Below are 18518 nucleotides of genomic sequence, written 5' to 3'. Positions count from 1 at the left end.
AAACCGAAGCGAACTGATCGGACACGGATATTCCCCTGCTCCCCATCCCCGCGATTGGAGAAATTCTTACGGCCTCCGTGGACCGCCTCGCTTACGGCGGCGACGGAGTCACCCATCCCGGAGGATTCACCGTTTTCGTCCCTCGAACCGCTCCGGGAGATCTCGTCAGGTTGCAAATCACGGACGTTCGAAAGCGGTACGGCCGGGGTCTGGCTCTGGAAGTTCTTCGGCCTTCCGCGCATCGTATCGAATCGAAGTGCCCGCACTTTGACCGTTGCGGCGGATGCCACTATCAACACCTTCCATCGAATTTCGCCGCAGAACAAAAAGTCGATCACATTCGCGACGCTCTCGAAAGAATCGGCCCCGGGAGGCTCGACGTCCGACCGATTCTCTCTCCGAAAAAACTCTGGAACTATCGCAATCGCGTCACGTACCACCGCTCGGCCCGGGGATCTCAGGGATACATTTCGTTTCGGAACCGCCGGGAGGTCCTCGACATCGATTCCTGCCCGATCGCCCAAGACGAACTCAATGATCTGTGGCGTTCCGTTCGGCATGCGCTTGAGGATTTTTCCGCCGACAAATTGCCCTACGTTACGCTCCGCCGCGCGACGACCGGGGCATGCGCTGTTATCCTCAGCACGACGGTCGATTCGTCGGATTCAGACTTGGCAAAAAGGCTGTCGACGATACCCAATATCCGTTCGCTTTATGTCACGCGGATAAAGGCAGGGAGCTATTCGCCCTTCGGCGATGAAATGATCCTCGTACATGGGAAAGAAGGCATCACCGAAGAAATCGGAGACGTACAGTACTTGGTGCGACCCGACCTTTTCTTTCAGATCCATTCAGAAATCACCGAACAGCTCGTCGCACATGCCATCGAATGGGCCGGCGAACGAGCGATCGACTCTATATTGGATGTCTACTGTGGCGCGGGTCTGTTTACTTTGGCGCTCGCACGGAAAGGAGTTCGAACGTTGGGCGTAGAAATCGCCCATCACTCTATCCGCAGTGCACAAACGAGCGCACAGGCCAACGATCTTTCCGATCGGGCACGCTTTCGAGCGGGACGAGCGGATACGATCCTTCTCCGTCTGCATCGGGAAGGCGAACGATTTCCGGCGGCCATTGTCGATCCCCCCCGAAAGGGCCTTCACCCCAACCTTATCGCCTCGTTTCCCTCCCTCGGCATTCGGAATCTTCTTTATGTCTCTTGCTCGCCGGCCACAATGGCGAGAGATCTCAAGGTGTTGCTCCAATCGGGATTTCAGGTTCGATGGATTCAACCGTTCGATATGTTTCCCCAGACGTACCATGTCGAAATCTTGACGGCCCTCGAAGCGCGCTGAAAAGAACGGCAACGTCACGGTTCTTGAATCCACGGCACCCCCTCGTTCATTCAAAACAAACCTTGCCCCCTCGGAAGGAAAGGATAAGAACGCGCACGTGAGCCGGCTTTTTGAAGACCTTCCTCTCGATTCCCGTCTCCTGGATGGGATCCGCGACATGGGATACCGGGAAATGACTCCGATCCAGGAACAGGTCATCCCCCTTGCCCTGGAAGGTCACGATCTTTTCGGCGCGTCGCAGACCGGGACGGGAAAGACCGCGGCCTTTTTGATTCCGTTGATCGACCGACTGTTGCGCCTTCCTGAAGGCGTGACCCGGGCGCTGATCGTGACTCCCACGCGTGAATTGGCCATACAAATCGACGAACAGCTGACCGGCCTGGCTTATTACACAGGTGTGTCGTCCGCGTGCGTCGTCGGAGGTTTGTCGTTCGGTTACCAGGAACGCGTGATCCGCGAGAAGGTCGAAGTGCTGATCGTCACGCCGGGACGGATGCTCGATCATCTTCGTTTCGACCACGTCGACTTCGGTTCGGTCGAGGTGCTGGTTCTCGACGAAGCCGACCGGATGCTCGACATGGGTTTTTTGCCCGACGTTCAAACCATTCTTTCGAAACTCCCGACGGAGCGCCAAACGCTGCTCTTTTCCGCCACGCTCAGTCCCGAGGTAAAAAAACTGGCCCGGCAATTCATGCGCCATCCGAAGGAAATTCAGATCGGCCGGCAGATGCCTGTCGCGTCCGTCCGGCAAAGATTCTTCGAGGTATCGCCGACCGGCAAAGAAAGTCTCCTGCTCCGCCTCCTCCGAGCGGAAAGGATGGAATCGGTCTTGGTGTTCGCCCGGACCAAAAACGAGGTGCGCCGTCTGGATCGAAAACTGCACAACGCGGGCGTGGCTTGCGATGCGCTTCACGGGGACCGGCCGCAGGAAGAACGCGTGGAAGCGCTGGAACGCTTTCGGCGCGGCGAAATCGGAGTTTTGGTGGCCACCGATATCGCCTCGCGTGGTTTAGACATCAACGACGTCTCGCATGTGGTCAACTTCGACATTCCCCGAGACCCGGACGATTACCTCCATCGGATCGGCCGGACGGCCCGCGCAAAAAAGGAGGGAGACGCGATCACATTTGTGACGCAGTACGATCTTGAACTGCTGCAGAAAATCGAGAAGGCCATACATCAAAGAGTCGAGTTGGAACGCGCACCCACCCCGGGTCCACGGGACAACCGGAGACGCCGCTGGCGCTAACCCTCGTGTCCCGAGTCCGAGATAGCTTGATAACAAAGGACGCCGATGCGACCGGGGGGCCGGGCGGAAGGTTGGCCCTTTTCTTTTTACATAGAGGCATCCGCTTGCCTAAAGTCTTGAAATACAGCATAATTGCTGTATACATGCCGAATGCCCATCTCGGGAAAGAAGGTCATCAAAATCCTGAGAAAGCGAGGATGGGTCGTGAAAAGCCAGCGAGGTTCTCATGTCAAACTGGTTAAGGAGGGAAAAATGACGGAGGTGCCTGTCCACGCCAACCACGATTTGGGAATTGGATTGGTGCGCGCGATAGAAAAACAGACGGGAGAGAAACTCTTATGATTCGGTATCAAGCAAAGATCTATAAAGATGGCACTCGTTACTCCGTTGAATTTCCGGATCTCCCGGGGTGCTTTAGTGACGGAGCGACCAGGGATGAAGCTCGCCGAAATGCGCGGGAAGCAATGAGCCTATATCTGGAGGAAGCGCGTGATCCGAAATGGGATCTGCCTCGTTCGAAGGTTCGACGAAGCAAGCGGTATGAGTGGGTTACTCCCTATGAAGATGTATTAATCCCGTTGCTGATACGCCAGGAACGCCGGAGGCATGGACTTACGCAGAAGGAGCTTGCTAAACGGATCGGCATCACGTTTCAACAACTTCAGAAGTTGGAAACTCCGGGTAAATCAAACCCGACCGTCAAGACTCTTGTTACGATCAGCGAAGCTCTGGGAGAGAATATCGATATCCGCCTTGCGGCATGAAAAACCTTCTGGATCGAGTCGGGACGTAGCGGCGACTGACTATCAAGGCATGTCGGACTCGCGATAGTATCCCCCATGGCCTCCTATGATGTCGTCATCATCGGCGCCGGCGCAGCCGGAATGATGTGTGCCATTGAAGCTGGTAAGCGCGGGAGATCCGTAGTTCTCCTCGAACACTCCGGCCGGCCGGGCCGCAAAATCATTATTTCCGGAGGCGGACGGTGCAACTTCACGAACACCGGCACGGTGCCCCAGCGGTTCGTCTCTCAAAATCCTCGATTCATGATCTCCGCCCTTTCCCGTTATACGCCGGCCGATTTCATTCAGCTGGTCCGGAGGCACAAAATCGCCTTTCACGAGAAACATTTGGGACAGCTCTTTTGCGACGGCCTCGCCGATCAAATCGTAAACATGCTCATCCGCGAATGTGATACCGCCCACGTCGAGCTCTTTCTCGATTGCCGCGTGGAAAGTGTCACAAAAACATCCACGTTCCATTGCGTGACGAGTCGAGATGAATTTGATTCGTATTCCTTGGTGATCGCCACCGGCGGCCTCTCCTTTCAACGGATCGGCGCCGGCGATTTCGGGTATCGCATCGCCCGCCAGTTTGGACTCAACATCGTGGACACCGCCCCGGCGCTTGACGGTTTTGTTTTCGCCGAACCGGAACGGACGCAATTCGGATCGTTGGCCGGCGTTTCCCTCAATGCCGAAATTCAATGCGACAAATCCTCTTTTCGTGAAAGTCTTCTTTTCACTCACGTCGGTTTCAGCGGCCCCGCCGCTCTGCAAGCTTCTCTGTATTGGCACACCGGTGACGTTGTCAGCGTCAATTTCCTGCCCAAGATCCGCGCCTCCGCCTGGTTGATCGACCAAAAGCGCAGAAATCCGGACGCACGGGTGAAACGTTTGCTTGTCCCTCTCCTTCCCAACCGTTTTGCGGATCTCTTTTCCAACCAGTATCTGGCCGACTCGGGGCCGATCGGATCCATCGCTGACTCCAAACTAGAGGCTTTCGGTCGAATGCTGAATCGATGGGAATTCATTCCCAAACGAACCGTCGGTTACAACAAGGCGGAGGTCACTCGAGGCGGCGTCGATACGAACGAACTTTCGTCCAAGACGATGGAATCCAAGAAGGTGCCGGGACTCTATTTTATAGGCGAAGTCGTGGATGTGACCGGCTGGTTGGGCGGGTACAATTTCCAGTGGGCCTGGGCATCCGGCTGGGCGGCGGGTCAAGTCGTGTAGGTCAACTCTCTCACCGGTTTTTCTTCTTAAGCCGCGCCAGCATTTCCGAAACAAGGCCTTTCTCGGATGGCTCCGCTCGAGATCGATACGATTCCAAGGCCCTCACGGATGCGGCTCCTCCGATCCGGCCGAGCGCCTCGACGGCAAACCGCCGAAGCTCGGGCGACTTCGACTTTTGGAGAAACCTCCCGAGGGCCGGCGCCCCTTTTTCACCCCCCCGAGCCAGCCCCTTGATGGCGGAGGCCACGATAGCGTGGTCATCCGAATCCAAAAAGCGGATCAAGGCTTTCGTCGATGCCTCATCATGAATTCGCCCAAGAACAAGCAGTGCGCGCGATTGTCGGGCGCCCGTAGAGTTTTTCGCGACCTCTGCGAGGATCTCGCTCGCTTTAGTTTTTCGCCAAAGCTCGAAATTTTCGTGTGAAGATTCACGTTCGCTCCACAAGGAGAGAACGGCCAAAATCATCTTGCGCTGGATTCTTTCGTCGATCTCCGGTTGGACAGCCGCCTGGACAAATGGGGCAACCAATTGCCGGTCGTCGATTTCCAAAAACGCATCGATGATCGAAGTGAGCTCAAGCAATGTGCTGGAAAGCGGCCGTAAAACGGGGCGAAAGCGTTCGGGGGACCGTAACGCCAGAAAAGCCTTCAGCGCCTCTCGACGCACCTCTTGACCGAACGACTCCGTCAACGCCACGCTCGCCAAGAACGGTATGGATTCCTCGGATTGAAGCAGCCCCACGTGCCGAAGAATTTTCTGCTGAACATCGGACGTCTGATTCTCAAATCCACTGGTGAGGACGTTTAAAGGATCCGGAGAGGAAGCGGATTGGGTTTGGCCCGGCAGTTCCACGATCAGTACCGCCGCCAAAACCCAAAGACCGATTTTCATTCTCAAGGGGAGCACTTCAGATCTTGTACGATTCACGGCTGCGACAAAAATACCATAGATTTTAGCAAGATAGAGTTTTAGCTGTTTGGCACCCGGCTTGCGCTAACGCGCTCTCGATGCAACACCAACTTCATATCCTTCGATTCCTTCTCAGCGCCGGCCTGGCCGCTTGGAGTTCGAGCGTTTTTGCCGGGCGCCCGATCTCCATATCTCCAGGTCACCAACAGGTGATTCAGGCTCCGGGAGTCGTTCGCGTCGCCATCGGAAATCCGGCCGTCGCGGACGTCAAAGCGTTGCCGGAGGCCAAACAGGTCATCGTGACCGGTTTAACCGATGGGACAACCGACCTCATTATCTGGTCCGAAGGAAACAAGAAAGAGACTTACTCGATCCAGGTGAAGAGCGGCGTCCGTAACTTGGAGCCTGAGGTCGGTGCGCTTCTGAAAGGGATTGAAGGCATCCGCCTTCGAGTAAATGGCGGTCGCCTGATCATTGACGGACAGGTCTTTCGTGGCGAGGACCTCGACCGGATTCATAAAGTTCTCCAAATGTATCCCGCCGTCGTCAACCTCACGCGCGTAAACCAGAATGCTCTCAAATATCTCGGCCAAGAAGCCGACTCGGCGCTCGATGCGGCCGGTTTTGAACATGTAAAGATTCGCGCTGCCGGCGACACGCTCTACCTCGAAGGTGAAGTATCCAAGAAATCGGATGCCGAGCGGGCGGAGCGAGTGGTCTCTTCGATCTATTCACGCGTCTCTAATCAACTGACCGTCGGCGTTAACAGTGTTCCGCTCGTACTCATTGATCTCAAAATGATGGAAGTCCGGAGCAATTCGCTCGGCGAAGTGGGGGTTCGATGGCCCGATCAGATCAATCTAAAAGGGAGTGGCTCGATCGGCACGGGGTCGATGTCGAGTACAACGCTCGGGTTCCAGGCCGAGGGCTCTCTTCGCATGCTCATGGAAAAGGGATACGCCCGAATGCTGGCTAACCCGAAGCTTCTCTGCCGAAGCGGGACACCGGCATCGTTCATGGCCGGCGGAGAAATTCCGATTCGCTTGGTTTCTGAACGGACCGCCAACATTATCTTTAAACAATACGGCGTCAGCTTAAATGTCACTGCACAGGCGGACCAATCGCGAAAAGTTTCTCTGGATATTGAGGCGAAAGTGAGTGATCTCGACTCGGCCACAGCCATCGACAACATTCCCGGCATCGTCGAAAACAACGTCAAGACTGCGGCAAATCTCCGCCTCGGTGACACCATTGTCCTCGGAGGTCTTATCGGAAACCGGGCGCGAAAAAACATTAAGAAGGTTCCCCTCCTCGGACACATCCCGATCCTGGGAGAGCTGTTCAAGAGCCGCTCCTTTCAGAAGAACGAAACGGAATTCCTCGTCTTCCTCACACCCCTTCCCGCCGACCCCGGAAGCTTTACGCACGAAAAACAACTTCGTCACATGGACGAAGGGATGCAAAAGAAGAACAAAGAACTCGAACTGTCGATCCTGGACTGACATGTCGTCAACGATTCCCCAAGAGATTCGCGACCGCGCCCGCGCTTTTCTCCACGAACACCTTTTGGAGATCATCGATCTCCGTCGGGCCGATTACACCCAACTTCGCGGCGCTTCCCTTCGTCGAAAAGTGGAAAATCTCGTCCGGCAATGTCTGGAGAAAATGCATCAGGATTATCGACTGGCGGATGACGCCGCTCTCGTCCAGGATATCGTGGACGAAGCGGTGGGCCTGGGACCCCTGGAAAATCTTCTCCGAGATCCGAGCGTGACCGAAGTGATGGTGAACGGTCGAACCGCAATTTACGTTGAACGAGGCGGAAAAATCGAGCGAACGCCGTTTCAGTTTATTTCCGACAGCTCGCTTCGCTCCGTCATCGATCGGATCGTCTCTCCGCTGGGCCGGCGAATTGACGAGTCTTCCCCGATGGTCGATGCGCGCCTGGCGGACGGATCACGCGTCAATGCGGTCATTCCTCCTTTAGCGCTCAACGGCCCGACGATCACGATTCGAAAATTTTCGAAGGTCCCCCTCTCCGTCTCCCGATTGATCGAGTTCGGATCGTTGACGGATCAGGCGGCATCGTTTCTGAGCGAATCCGTCCGCATCCGGAAAAATATCCTCATCGCCGGAGGGACCGGTTCCGGAAAAACAACATTACTGAACGCTCTGTCCGGATTTATTCCGCGGCACGAGCGCATCGTGACGATCGAGGACGCCGCCGAGTTGAAGCTTCCCCAAGATCATGTCGTCTCGCTTGAAACACGACCCGCAAACGTCGAGGGCAAGGGCGAAGTGGCCATCCGCGATCTGGTTCGCAATGCGTTGCGTATGCGACCCGACCGAATTGTGGTGGGTGAATGCCGGGGAGGCGAGGCCCTCGACATGTTGCAGGCGATGAACACCGGTCACGACGGCTCCCTCACCACCGCTCACGCGAACTCTCCCCGAGACGCCCTGCTTCGACTGGAAACCATGGTCTTGATGGCCGGATTCGATCTGCCCTTACGGGCGATTCGGGAACAGATCGCGAGCGCTCTCGATCTCATCGTATTTCAGGCCCGCCTGGCGGACGGCACGCGCCGCGTAACGCATGTTACGGAGGTGTGCGGGGCCGAAGAAGGAACGATCCTCACACAGGATCTCTTTCTCCGGCAGCACGGCGACACGACGCTTCGCTGCACCGGCCGCGTCCCCCGTTTTCTCGGTCTCGTGGGGTCAAATGACCGCGAGATTTTTCTGAAGATTCTGGACCCCCTAGGGAAGGCCGCATGATTCCTCTCGGTTCTGTCTGTTTGTTCTTCGCGATTTTCCTGGTCCTGCCGCCGGTGATTCGCCGCCATGAAACGAACTTTCGGCGAATGGAGTCCGAATGGCTGAAAATGGTCCGACAGGGATTGGCCAACGAATTTCTTTTCATCGAACCGCACACGTTCCGGCAGCGAACTCGATGGATCGCTTTCGCAGGTCTATTGGCGACGCTGCTCTTCCGTTCGCTTCTCCCCTTAGCCGTCTGCCTGGCGTCTGCGTGGCTCTTGCCTTATCTCTTCCTGCGGCTGCTCCAGCGACGGCGTCGTGCGCTCTTTCATAAACAGTTCTCGGTCGTGTTGCCGCAGCTTTCCTCGATTCTGCGCGCAGGACACACGTTCGAGCGCGCCGTTGAGGCTCTGACGCGCACGCAACCCCCGCCCCTTAATCAAGAACTGGAACTGGTTTTGAAGGAGTTGCGCCTAGGCGTATCCATGGAAAGCGCCCTGGAAAGCCTTCTCGAACGTTTTCCGAGCCGCGATCTTGAGATCGTAGTTCGGGCGGTCGGCATTTCCCGCCGAGTCGGTTCGAACCTGGCGGAAGCCTTTGACCGTGTGGCGGAGATGATTCGCGCGCGATCGGCCCTTCGCGACCGCCTCTCAGCGCTCACCGCACAAGGGAAAGTACAAACGTGGGTCGCGATCGCCATGCCGATCGTTATGACCGGGGCCTTGCAGATGATTGCGCCCGGTTATCTTAAGCCTTTATTGACCACGACAACCGGCCACCTGCTTCTCGCGCTCTGCGCGATCGCCATGACGCTGGGTGGATTTTGGATCCATCGAATTTGCCGAGCGGAGCTCTTGCGATGATGGAATGGGTCGGAATAGGCTGCATTTTCTTTGCGCTGCGGTATCTCTCCGTACCTACCTCAGGTTTTCTCACGAACTTTTATCGGTCGGTGGAGATCCACAAGGAACGCAAAGAGAAACCTCGCTCCGTCTCCGCTTTCCTTCCCGCGCTCTATGCTTGGGCCGTCCATAACGTTCATCAACGATTTCCGAAATCATCCTTGGAGACGATCGGTAAGACCCTTGAGCGGGCTGGACTATCCTCCTCCTCGGCCGGATCATTTGTCACAACAAAGATTCTCTTCTGTCTCGGCGGAATGATTCTCGGCTTTTGCCTTTGGCTCGCAACGGATCTCCCCGTTTTGCTAGTTGTGCTTCCTTTGGCCGGCTTCATCTGGCCGTCCATGCGAATTCAGGCGGCGATCCGAAAACGACAGCGGGAGATCGTCCTCGCTCTTCCTTATTATCTCGACCTACTGACTTTAGCTCTGGAGGCCGGACTCGATCTCGTGGCAGCCGTGGAAGAAATCATTCTTCGAGACTCGAATCATCCCTTGCGCGACGAACTTGCGATGACGCTGAAGCACGTGAAAATGGGCAACACTCGATCGCAAGCGTTCACGCGCCTTTCGGACCGAACCGGTGTGGAATCGCTAACGTTATGGGCTTCCGCGATCCGGCAATCGGAAGAATTGGGGTCGAGTCTGGGCAGCCTGCTTCGTCTTCAAAGCGAAGCGCTCCGAAAAGATTTGGTGCGTCAAGCCGAAGAACAGGCGCAGAAAGCTCCGGTCAAAATGCTCCTTCCTCTGATTGGATTGATCTTCCCCGTGGTCTTTATTTTGCTCTTTGCCCCCATCGGAATGCGTTTATTTTCAGGGTCTTAACCCGCCCCCTAGCCAAGACCCGACTAATCCGCTATATTATTGATATTATTCGCCTTTCGTAGAATCAAATCATGGATAGCAAAACCCTGCACTTCGTCGATCCGGTCAGTCATTTGCCTCACTACGTAGCCCTCCTGCCGGACCTCGAGCAGTGGCTACGGGACGACCTTGCGATCGGGATGCTCTATCTCAACATCAACGGCCTCGACCGGGTTGAAGAAGCTCACGGCCCGAAGGTGTTCGACAAAATTCTTCGCGACATCACGAAATTATTGAAGCGAATGCAGGGATCCATCGTCCGGAAAAACGACCTGCTTGCGATTTCGGACATCGGCGGCACCGGCTTCATGATCTTTCTCTCCGAAAAAAGAGATAAACGGGAGACGGGCAAACTTCAAAAGCACGATGTGGAAATGGTCGCCGACCGCGTCCAGGAATATCTTTTCCCGCAGGTTTTCGCTTTGCTTTATCACTACACGAAGGAAAAGCCGCGACTCCTGATCGGCTATTCGTTTGTTGTTCACAACCCGTTGATTCGGATTCGGCGGCTGCTGCATCGGTTGATCGATGAGGCACGGGAAATGGCTTATCTGCAATCTCCGCGTACGGAAATACGGAACAAAGAGAGACTACAGCGATTGATTCTGTCCGAGGAGGTGACGACGCTTTTTCAGCCGATTGTGAATCTCAATACCGGCACAATCATGGGATACGAAGCCTTAAGCCGGGGTCCCGCCGGGACCGTTTTTGAATCCCCCACCCTCTTGTTCACCCTGGCGCGGGACGCCGGACTGGTGTTCGAACTCGATCGCCTCTGCCGGAAGATGGCGCTCCGATCAGCGGCTCCGCTTCCCTCCGACTGCAAACTTTTCATCAACACGATTCCCCATACGATTCACGACCCCGAGTTTCGAGGAAAATACCTGGAAGATCTTCTCCGGGACGTGGACAAAAAACCCTCCAATATCGTATTCGAGTTAACGGAGCGGGCCGCCATCGAGAATTTTTCATCGTTCCGCGAAGCGATGCGCTATTACACCGATATCGGCATGGCGATCGCCATTGACGACGCCGGGACCGGCTATTCGACGCTGGAAGCGATTGTGGAACTTAATCCGCGGTACCTTAAATTCGATCTGTCCATGGTCCGCGGAATCAACCGAAGTCCAATCAAACAAGAAATGCTCCGCCTGCTTTGCGCTCTGGCCAAAAAAATAGATGCCATCATTATCGCAGAAGGGATCGAGAGCCGTGAGGAACTCGCTTTTTTGATGAAAACAGGCGTCGCCTTTGGGCAGGGATTTTATTTTTCCAAATCGATGACGGCTGCGGATCTTGTAAAAGACGGTTCGCAGAGTCAGGTTCGCCGAAACCGCTCCTTGCTTTCAGACAAGATTCGGATGGACGCTTAGACATTAGGACCCGTGACAAAATAAGGTAGACAATTTTTGCGCAACGGATTTTGAATCAGATCGAGGCGTGAGGACGAAGCGCTAGCCAGAGGCACTAACGCGAGGACGAACAACGAAGAGCTGGTTCAAAAGACCAAGCAAAAATGTCTAGGTTATTTTGTCACGGGTCCTTACTTCGGCGCGGGAAGATCTCGGCTTTCGCGCAGAAACCAATCCCTCTGCCGTGAATCCCACGCCCAGTTTTGAACTTCTTGGCGATATTTCAGGTCCTGATCGGATATTCCGTAATAGCTGAACTCGACCAGGATGCTCGCTTTGATCTCTTCGGGATCCACACCAAGGTCGACTATCGAGTAGTCCACGATTCGATTCCGGCCGATCTTTTGCAGCAAGTCCTGAATCACCGATCGACGAACATCTTCGGCGATTAACGTGCTTGCCGCCGTGATGCTGGACCACCGAAGCGCCCGATTGTAGGAATCGGCCCGCTCGGATAATTTCTGAACCCTCGGCTTTCCGCAACTCGCGGCAAAAACGAAAAGAACGACCAGGAATAGAAACGATTGCCGCATCACGAACTTCACGGCGCTATTTTACGCAATATTAGTAACCTAAGTGACGAAAAACATCGCCCACTTGGGAATACGAGGATCCCCGGAGCTGCTGACCAAATCGGTTACAAGCGAATTGCTGGAACGGTCTTAACACTTGGCCGCCGGACCGGGTGAGACCCCGTTTATACCGATCGGCCACCGAAAGATACGAATCGATCTTCGTCCGACCTAGGACGGCTGCGACCGCTTTCATCCCCAGCGGCTTCAAAAGGCCTTGTTTCCAGAAATTCGTCCAACGGTCGGCAAACGTCCCGCTGTCACCCAGGAAAAGATCGAAAACATTGCTGATCAAGTTAGCGGTCGTCGGTTGCTGCAGGCTGTATCGGGCCAGGAGGTAGCTATACATACCGGTGTCCGGGTAGTAATTGCGAGGCAACATTCCCGAGGAAAAGTTGTCGTACCTGTCGTAGTAGGGATCGTATCCACGCGACCCACCGAACTGCAACGATGAACGCGGACCAAAATCGAAGCCACCGTTGACTGATCCGCGGTTGATCCCTAATCCCGAAAAATCCCGTGTCGAGACGTGAGTAGAGGATGGAGGAAGTGCCAGCGCCGGCCGGGCGATAACCCCTGCAAGGCCGATAACCAAAAAGAATGTTCTTGCCTGATATCTGGGGTCCATTAAATTCATTCTACCGCAACGAGCGTGCCAACAACGCCTACGAAAAACTGACGGTAACTTCTTGATATCATTTAATATTCTGGTCACGCCGGAATTCGATCTATGCCTTTCTTGGCGCATGAGAAATCTTTCGGCATTCACCCAGCAATTCTTCTGCCGCGTGGAGGGAAGGGTTGATGGCCTTGGCTTTCTCCAAGGCGTGTATTGCTTGATCGACCTTACCTAATTTAAGAAGCGTTTTCCCTAGTCCGAGTTGAGCATCGGCGAACTGCGGTCGCAGCCGAACCGCTTCGGAAAACTGTTCCTCGGCTCCCTCTAGGTCTTCTAAGCCGTAGAGCAGATCGGCCAGGCCCAGACGGGCCTCGACGTAGTTTTGGTTGAGGCGAATCGATGTCTGCCAAGCCCGACGAGCGTCCTCGAAACGGCCGCTTGCCCGTAACAAAACGGCTACATGGTGCTGAAGATCGGGATATTCCGGATGCTCACGTACCAGGCCTTCCATTTTCTTTAGGGCCTGGCCGACATCTCCGCTTTGGACAAGCGCCGCGATTAAACTCTTGTCCAGGTCGGGAACTGTAGGAAGGGTCCCTTCGGCACTCCTTTCCTTAAGAGCGCGGATCAGCCCGATTGCAAACGCAACCACGATCCCACACAACAGACCCGGGAAGAGATAGATCACGGCCCATGATGGCCAGATCACGATCGACGCACCCAGATTCCGCTGCGGCCCCCTCGTTTCTCCGCAAGTTCCAATCGCTCGAGGGTAATCCCCCGCTCCAGCGACTTGCACATATCGTAGATCGTGAGCGCGGCCGCCGCCGCCGCGGCCAAGGCTTCCATTTCAACCCCTGTTTTCCAGGTCGCGCGAGCTGTCGTCCTCACTTCGATTTCCGTCGGACGATGGCGAAGCGTGAATTCCACATCGACCGATTCCAACGGGATCGGATGGCAGAGCGGAAGGATCCTGGACGTTTCTTTGGCCGCCATGATTCCGGCCACGCGCGCCACCGCGAGGACGTCCCCTTTCGGCACCTCGCCCCTTTCAATGGATCGGAGAGTTTTCTCGGAGAGCCTCACGACACCGTGGGCCTTCGCCACTCTCTCGGTCACCTTCTTAGGCGCGATATCGATCATTCGTACCGTGGATAGCTGCGAACGTGAGGATCGGGAAGATTTCACGGGGACGTATAAATTACCATGCTGTAAACAAAAGCCCAACGTGCTGCGGCCGGGCCTCTTTTCTAGTGCGTACGGCCCAGTTCGATAAACGCTGCATAACCCTGTCGAATTTTGGACTCAGACTCAGACACCGAGGCGATGACATCTTTCCTCACGTCATCCGCGCTCTTAACGATGCCATCGTCTCTAATTCGAAATGACGCCGGGCCCGTATCCGGACCCATGATCGACACGCGAGCTTTTCCGCTGGAATCCTTACGCGAAGAGCCGATGTCCACTTCGATCCGATACTCGATATCCGCATTCTGATCGCCGGCGAACAACCCGCCGACGGCATAAGTGTTGAAATCCGCCAAAACCACACCGTCTTTTTCGTCCAAGTTTTCCAGCAGAACGACATTTGCGGGGGATCGGAAGCCGGAAGAACATTCTTCATCGGCGCTTGAGACCGTACGACTTACGGATTTTCCTCCCTTTCGAGTCTTTGCTTGAGGAGGCGTTTTGTCCGGCTCTTCCGTCCCGTTATCCTTTCCGTTATCAAACTCATCTCGCGGAATGTCTTCGCGAGTCCGGCACGCATAAGTTCCTTCCAGAACTTCGTTTGGATTTAAGGCCTTGGTAAAATGCAGAACGACCATGTCTTGCGGCCAGATGGGGTCTTCTCGGACGATCAACTCCGCTTGAACCGGTTTCCCCGGCGCCGCAAAACTGAACGAGGAGCTGGATTCGGTGGTAAACGTCGTGCTGCCGGTCAGGGCCTCGTTTCCGCCTTCATCCTTCACCGTACCGGCCACTTCGAAACAGTAATCCGTCCCCTCCTTCAGCGGGGAGCGGGAACCGGGGGGGCCATAGGGAATAAAGTACACTTCGGTAACAACCCCTTTCTGCGTACCGTTGCTCGAGGGTTCATCGGAAGGAAGCGTCCGCCACCAAAGTCTTCCGGGAGTGGCGGATCCCGCAGTGGATTGTGTTTTGGTCTTCTCCTTCGAGTCACCGCTCTGCGAACCGGAACTGTCATTCGAAGAATCGGACGAGGATGACGAATTCTGTGAATCGCCCCCAGATCCGTTCTGGTCCGCGCATTCCGTAAATCGGAAATTGTCCGTGTTGATGTCGCTGTCTCGAATCGCGGAGTCTCCCGTAAAGGAAACAAACCCTACGGCATTCAGGGGCACATCAATCTCTCCGCTCTTCGGCAAGAACTGAGGATTCAGCGTCTTTCGACAACCACTCATCGAGAGAAGAACCGATGCGAATACGATCCATCTTCTGATCTGTCCCAGGGTCCTCATCCGGATCTATTCTAGTGGCAAAGACCATGCCCTTGGAACACAAGTCTTTTCAGTAAGTTAGCTCTGGCGAAGTCCCGGCCATGAGGCGGGAAACGAGGGCATCCGCGCCCCACCCGAAACGAACCTAAGGGTTTGAAATCGCCTGCCGGATCGCGTCTAGGGTGGGAGGACCTGAATAAAGTTTGCCGTTGATGAAGAGCGCCGGCGTTCCGCGAATCTTGAGCTGATGCCCCTCTTGAATATCCTTCCTGATCTCCTTTCGAGAGAGGTCGTCGTTCATGCAGCGATCAAACTTCGAAAGGTCGAGCCCCAGCTCCTTTGCGAAGGCGTAAAGCTGCCGATCGGGAAGATCCTCCTGTTTCGAAAACAGGAGTTCGCTGTACTCCCAAAACCGATCCTGAAGACTGGCGCAAAAAGCCGCGAACGCAGCGTGACACGCATATAGATGCATGCCTCCCGACGGGTTGCAGCTCTTGTCGAGGGGAAAAAACTTATAGACCAGGCGTACCCGCCCGCGCATTTCAGACTCAAGCTGCCGCAAAAACTCCCCCACGACTTTGCAAAAGGGGCATTGAAAATCAGCAAATTCCACTACGGTGATGGGGGATTCTTTTAGTCCCAGAGAGCGGCGATCTTCAGACGCGATCGAATGCTGTTCCTCGGACAACAACGAGGGTTTCGGAAACAGACGAGGCAACGCGATGATCACGAAAAGAAAGGCGGCCCCTGGAATCCAGAGCCACGGACTCTTGTGCGCTCTGCGCAGATCGTAGCGCACGAGATGCCCCCAGGGCTGGCCGATCCCCTTCATCCACCGCCACGTGACGATCCAAAGAGCGATGTTCACCGCATAAAGCAGCGTGCAAAACGGGCAAATTGCCTTCAACACAAAAGCCGAGAGCGATGCAAAGTATACGGTCACGAAAAGTCCGCCCCACGACATTAATCTCAAATAAGCCGCGGGACGGGTGGCATCGGCTTCTGCGCGCTTCCAAGCCGCCAAGACCACGGTGAGCATCCAGGAATAGAAAATAATGCTGAAGGCGGGCACCGGAACGGAGAGAACTTCCGAGTACGCACTAAAGTGCAAAAGGTCGCAATTGATGAATGAACTGACGGCGCAGGCGTTGGAAAGAGACCCGGTCGAAAGATGCAGAACAAGCAGCCAGATCGAGTCGAGGATTCCGACGGCCGACAGTGCCAGAATCCAACGGATATTCTTCTTTGTCGTAGCCGGCGCGATCATGATTCTCTATTTGTTCTCCAGCGGTCTTATTTTGGCAAGTTGTTTGGAAAAGACTTCCGGTTCGGACGTGGGGAGTGAACAGATCTGTTTTTCGCACACATACGCCATTGCTCGCTTCCCCTCCGTTGTGCGATTTCGGGACCAAGGAACTATCTTACCTAGGTCGCTTTGGCGCTGTCCTTCTTCCGTATTCGCAATCACGCGATTCGGGATGTAGGTCTTGCGGAGGCGGTCGATCAGCGGGTTGTCTAAGGCCCCCGTCGACGAAGAAACGATCAAAATCTCTTTGGGAAGATCGTAATGATAATCGAGCACCGTCAACAAGAGGGGTGCGACGTGGGGCGCATTTTCGAGGATTCGAGACATCGCCTGCAAGACCTTCCGGGCGTGCTCCCCGTACCGCGCCTCCGTCGCGAAAGATTCCAATCGCAGGAGGTTCAGAGCCGCCACGGAATTGCCGGCCGGCTCGGCGCCGTCGTAATACGGCTTTTCTCGAGCAATCAGCGTTTCGTGATCACGGCTCGTCATAAAAAACCCGCCGTTCATTTCGTCCCAAAAATGAGAGAGCAGATATTCTTGCAAAGCGATTCCTTCCTTCAACCACCGAACTTCTCCGCTCGCTTCGAACAGTTCGAGAAGCCCGAAAATCAGGAAAGTGTAGTCATCGAGGAATCCGTTCATTTGGGCTTTTCCACGACGACAACTTCGTAGAAGTCGTCCGTTCTCCATGAGCCTTTCGAGCACGAATTCCGCCGCGCGTTTCCCTTGGACGATATATTTCGGTTCCGCCAAGACAAACCCGCCGCGGGCAAACGCGCCGATCATCAGGCCGTTCCATGCCGTGAGAATCTTGTCGTCGGTCAAAGGAGGAATTCGCTTCTTCCGAATTCGATAAAGTTTCGTCCGACTTTCTTCCAGACTTCGTAGCGCCTCGGCCTCGGAACGACCTTTTTTCGCCGCAACCTCATGGAGCGGTATGCCGATGTGAAGGATGTTATGGCCTTCAAAATTCCCACGCTCGGTCACATCGTAGTATTCACAAAAGATCTCCCCGTTCTCTTTGCCCAAATGTTCGAAAATTTCCGCTTTCGACCAGAGGAAGAATTTTCCTTCTTTTCCTTCGCTGTCGGCGTCCGTCGCCGAATAAAAGCCTCCTTCCGAGTCCGTCATTTCCCGTGACACGTAATCGAGCGTCTCTCGCGCAATCCGCTCAAATTCTTTTTCTCCCGTGAGCTGAAAGGCTTCTAAATAAGCGATGACGAGTTGGGCGTTGTCGTAGAGCATTTTCTCAAAATGCGGCACCAGCCAATGGGGATCCACCGAATATCGATGGAATCCCCCGGCAAGCTGGTCGTACATTCCCCCGCGTCCCATCATCCGAAGCGTGTGCAGCGCCATCTCAATCGCCTTCGGCTCGTTCGCGCGAACGCCGTAATGAAAGAGAAATTCGATTGATACGGGACGCGGAAATTTCGGCGCATGACCCCATCCCCCTAACGAGGGATCATACTGGCCGGCGAACCATCGGAACGCCTCGTGCAATACGGCCACGCCGGGAACCGCGCCGCCCGGTTCGGGAGCGATTTGAGCAGCCACCGCCTTGGACAACTCGGAGGCCTGCTCCGCTACGTGATCCGGTTGGTCTCGATACACCTGATACAATCGCTGAAGAAGACTTAAAAAACCCATGCGGGCGCCGCGATCTCCATCTCTGGACGGAAAATATGTGCCTCCGTAAAACGGCTTTTTGTCGGGAGTCAGCCACATCGTCATCGGCCAACCACCCCCGCCTGTCAGCGTCTGAACGGCGTTCATGTAAACAGCGTCGACGTCGGGTCGTTGCTCGCGATCGACCTTGATCGGCACATAGTGATGATTGATGAAACCCGCGATTTCGAGATCCTCGAACGACTCCTCTTCCATCACGTGGCACCAGTGGCATGTGGCGTATCCGATGCTCAGGAGAACCGGACGACCTTCTTTTCGGGCGCGTTCGAACGCTTCGTCGCCCCACGGATACCAGTCGACCGGGTTGTGAGCATGCTGCAAGAGATAGGGGCTCGATTCGAGCGCAAGCCGGTTCGTAAATTTCGGCGTACCGTCCGCGTGGTGATGTCGGGTGCGGGTCATAT

At 55.2% G+C, this 18518-nt stretch carries 18 protein-coding genes; 10 read left to right on the top strand and 8 right to left on the bottom strand.

Annotated features, from left to right (window positions below):
- The first annotated feature begins 29 nt into the window (after positions 1 to 29).
- From rlmD to VI895_00810, 5 genes are all read left to right on the top strand, one after another.
- Positions 30 to 1355 (top strand): 23S rRNA (uracil(1939)-C(5))-methyltransferase RlmD, encoded by a 1326-nt coding sequence (rlmD, locus tag VI895_00830; GenBank protein ID HLG18343.1) that lies wholly within the window; start codon positions 30 to 32, stop codon positions 1353 to 1355.
- A 97-nt stretch (positions 1356 to 1452) separates the two neighbouring features.
- A complete protein-coding gene (locus tag VI895_00825; GenBank protein ID HLG18342.1) occupies positions 1453 to 2604 on the top strand; it encodes a DEAD/DEAH box helicase in 1152 nt (383 codons plus the stop codon).
- Between the two features lie 150 nt (positions 2605 to 2754).
- Entirely contained in the window at positions 2755 to 2946 is a 192-nt protein-coding gene (locus tag VI895_00820) for a type II toxin-antitoxin system HicA family toxin (protein ID HLG18341.1), read from the top strand.
- Positions 2943 to 3368: a helix-turn-helix domain-containing protein gene (locus tag VI895_00815; GenBank protein HLG18340.1), complete on the top strand. Its 426-nt coding sequence runs from the start codon at positions 2943 to 2945 to the stop codon at positions 3366 to 3368. Before VI895_00820 ends, VI895_00815 begins: the two co-directional genes overlap by 4 nt.
- A gap of 75 nt (positions 3369 to 3443) precedes the next feature.
- A complete protein-coding gene (locus tag VI895_00810) occupies positions 3444 to 4622 on the top strand; it encodes an NAD(P)/FAD-dependent oxidoreductase (GenBank protein HLG18339.1) in 1179 nt (392 codons plus the stop codon).
- 10 nt (positions 4623 to 4632) lie between these two features.
- On the opposite strand, the gene VI895_00805 is transcribed toward VI895_00810, so the two are convergent.
- Positions 4633 to 5514, bottom strand: coding sequence for a HEAT repeat domain-containing protein (locus tag VI895_00805; protein HLG18338.1), 882 nt, complete (start codon positions 5512 to 5514; stop codon positions 4633 to 4635).
- Between the two features lie 116 nt (positions 5515 to 5630).
- On the opposite strand from VI895_00805, the gene VI895_00800 reads away from it, so the two are divergent.
- The 5 genes from VI895_00800 to VI895_00780 all read left to right on the top strand — a co-directional run bounded on the left by VI895_00800 (position 5631) and on the right by VI895_00780 (position 11430).
- Positions 5631 to 7034 (top strand): pilus assembly protein N-terminal domain-containing protein, encoded by a 1404-nt coding sequence (locus VI895_00800; GenBank protein ID HLG18337.1) that lies wholly within the window; start codon positions 5631 to 5633, stop codon positions 7032 to 7034.
- Position 7035: 1 nt separating this feature from the next.
- A complete protein-coding gene (locus tag VI895_00795) occupies positions 7036 to 8310 on the top strand; it encodes a CpaF family protein (GenBank protein HLG18336.1) in 1275 nt (424 codons plus the stop codon).
- Positions 8307 to 9155 carry a type II secretion system F family protein gene (locus VI895_00790; protein HLG18335.1) on the top strand — a complete coding sequence of 283 codons (849 nt, stop codon included), beginning with the start codon at positions 8307 to 8309 and terminating at the stop codon, positions 9153 to 9155. Before VI895_00795 ends, VI895_00790 begins: the two co-directional genes overlap by 4 nt.
- Complete coding sequence (locus tag VI895_00785; GenBank protein ID HLG18334.1) at positions 9152 to 10018, top strand: type II secretion system F family protein; 867 nt, start codon at positions 9152 to 9154, stop codon at positions 10016 to 10018. The genes VI895_00790 and VI895_00785 overlap by 4 nt, the downstream gene beginning before the upstream one ends.
- 71 nt (positions 10019 to 10089) lie before the next feature.
- Positions 10090 to 11430, top strand: coding sequence for an EAL domain-containing protein (locus VI895_00780; protein ID HLG18333.1), 1341 nt, complete (start codon positions 10090 to 10092; stop codon positions 11428 to 11430).
- A 170-nt stretch (positions 11431 to 11600) separates the two neighbouring features.
- Here the strand turns inward: VI895_00780 and VI895_00775 are convergent, their stop codons facing one another.
- From VI895_00775 to VI895_00745, 7 genes are all read right to left on the bottom strand, one after another.
- The gene (locus tag VI895_00775; GenBank protein ID HLG18332.1) at positions 11601 to 12014 is read right to left on the bottom strand and encodes a hypothetical protein; all 414 of its coding nucleotides are present in this window, start codon (positions 12012 to 12014) and stop codon (positions 11601 to 11603) included.
- A 19-nt stretch (positions 12015 to 12033) separates the two neighbouring features.
- Positions 12034 to 12669, bottom strand: coding sequence for a hypothetical protein (locus VI895_00770; protein ID HLG18331.1), 636 nt, complete (start codon positions 12667 to 12669; stop codon positions 12034 to 12036).
- Between the two features lie 100 nt (positions 12670 to 12769).
- The gene (locus tag VI895_00765) at positions 12770 to 13369 is read right to left on the bottom strand and encodes a tetratricopeptide repeat protein (protein ID HLG18330.1); all 600 of its coding nucleotides are present in this window, start codon (positions 13367 to 13369) and stop codon (positions 12770 to 12772) included.
- Positions 13366 to 13803, bottom strand: a complete 438-nt coding sequence (gene moaC / locus VI895_00760; GenBank protein ID HLG18329.1) for a cyclic pyranopterin monophosphate synthase MoaC — start codon at positions 13801 to 13803, stop codon at positions 13366 to 13368. The genes VI895_00765 and moaC overlap by 4 nt, the downstream gene beginning before the upstream one ends.
- A 107-nt stretch (positions 13804 to 13910) precedes the next feature.
- On the bottom strand, positions 13911 to 15083 hold the full coding sequence (locus tag VI895_00755; protein ID HLG18328.1) for a hypothetical protein: 1173 nt from the start codon (positions 15081 to 15083) through the stop codon (positions 13911 to 13913).
- Between the two features lie 181 nt (positions 15084 to 15264).
- Positions 15265 to 16386, bottom strand: coding sequence for a thioredoxin domain-containing protein (locus VI895_00750; GenBank protein ID HLG18327.1), 1122 nt, complete (start codon positions 16384 to 16386; stop codon positions 15265 to 15267).
- 6 nt (positions 16387 to 16392) lie between these two features.
- Positions 16393 to 18516, bottom strand: coding sequence for a thioredoxin domain-containing protein (locus tag VI895_00745; protein ID HLG18326.1), 2124 nt, complete (start codon positions 18514 to 18516; stop codon positions 16393 to 16395).
- Positions 18517 to 18518 lie beyond the last annotated feature (2 nt).

This window comes from Bdellovibrionota bacterium, from assembly GCA_035292885.1.
Classification (GTDB): domain Bacteria; phylum Bdellovibrionota_G; class JALEGL01; order JALEGL01; family DATDPG01; genus DATDPG01.
The sequence above is the reverse complement of the archived record's forward strand: the minus strand, read 5'-3'. Positions and strand labels throughout refer to the sequence as shown.

Excerpts from the sequence above, each read along its gene's own strand:
- VI895_00815 (HLG18340.1), top strand. The coding sequence starts at position 2,943 with ATGATTCGGTATCAAGCAAAGATCTATAAAGATGGCACTCGTTACTCC.
- VI895_00810 (HLG18339.1), top strand. The coding sequence starts at position 3,444 with ATGGCCTCCTATGATGTCGTCATCATCGGCGCCGGCGCAGCCGGAATG.
- VI895_00780 (HLG18333.1), top strand. The coding sequence starts at position 10,090 with ATGGATAGCAAAACCCTGCACTTCGTCGATCCGGTCAGTCATTTGCCT.
- VI895_00745 (HLG18326.1), bottom strand. The coding sequence starts at position 18,516 with ATGACCCGCACCCGACATCACCACGCGGACGGTACGCCGAAATTTACG.
- VI895_00820 (HLG18341.1), top strand. The coding sequence starts at position 2,755 with ATGCCCATCTCGGGAAAGAAGGTCATCAAAATCCTGAGAAAGCGAGGA.
- moaC (HLG18329.1), bottom strand. The coding sequence starts at position 13,803 with ATGATCGATATCGCGCCTAAGAAGGTGACCGAGAGAGTGGCGAAGGCC.
- VI895_00770 (HLG18331.1), bottom strand. The coding sequence starts at position 12,669 with ATGGACCCCAGATATCAGGCAAGAACATTCTTTTTGGTTATCGGCCTT.
- VI895_00795 (HLG18336.1), top strand. The coding sequence starts at position 7,036 with ATGTCGTCAACGATTCCCCAAGAGATTCGCGACCGCGCCCGCGCTTTT.
- VI895_00755 (HLG18328.1), bottom strand. The coding sequence starts at position 15,083 with ATGAGTGGTTGTCGAAAGACGCTGAATCCTCAGTTCTTGCCGAAGAGC.
- VI895_00800 (HLG18337.1), top strand. The coding sequence starts at position 5,631 with ATGCAACACCAACTTCATATCCTTCGATTCCTTCTCAGCGCCGGCCTG.
- VI895_00805 (HLG18338.1), bottom strand. The coding sequence starts at position 5,514 with ATGAAAATCGGTCTTTGGGTTTTGGCGGCGGTACTGATCGTGGAACTG.
- VI895_00750 (HLG18327.1), bottom strand. The coding sequence starts at position 16,386 with ATGATCGCGCCGGCTACGACAAAGAAGAATATCCGTTGGATTCTGGCA.
- VI895_00785 (HLG18334.1), top strand. The coding sequence starts at position 9,152 with ATGATGGAATGGGTCGGAATAGGCTGCATTTTCTTTGCGCTGCGGTAT.
- VI895_00790 (HLG18335.1), top strand. The coding sequence starts at position 8,307 with ATGATTCCTCTCGGTTCTGTCTGTTTGTTCTTCGCGATTTTCCTGGTC.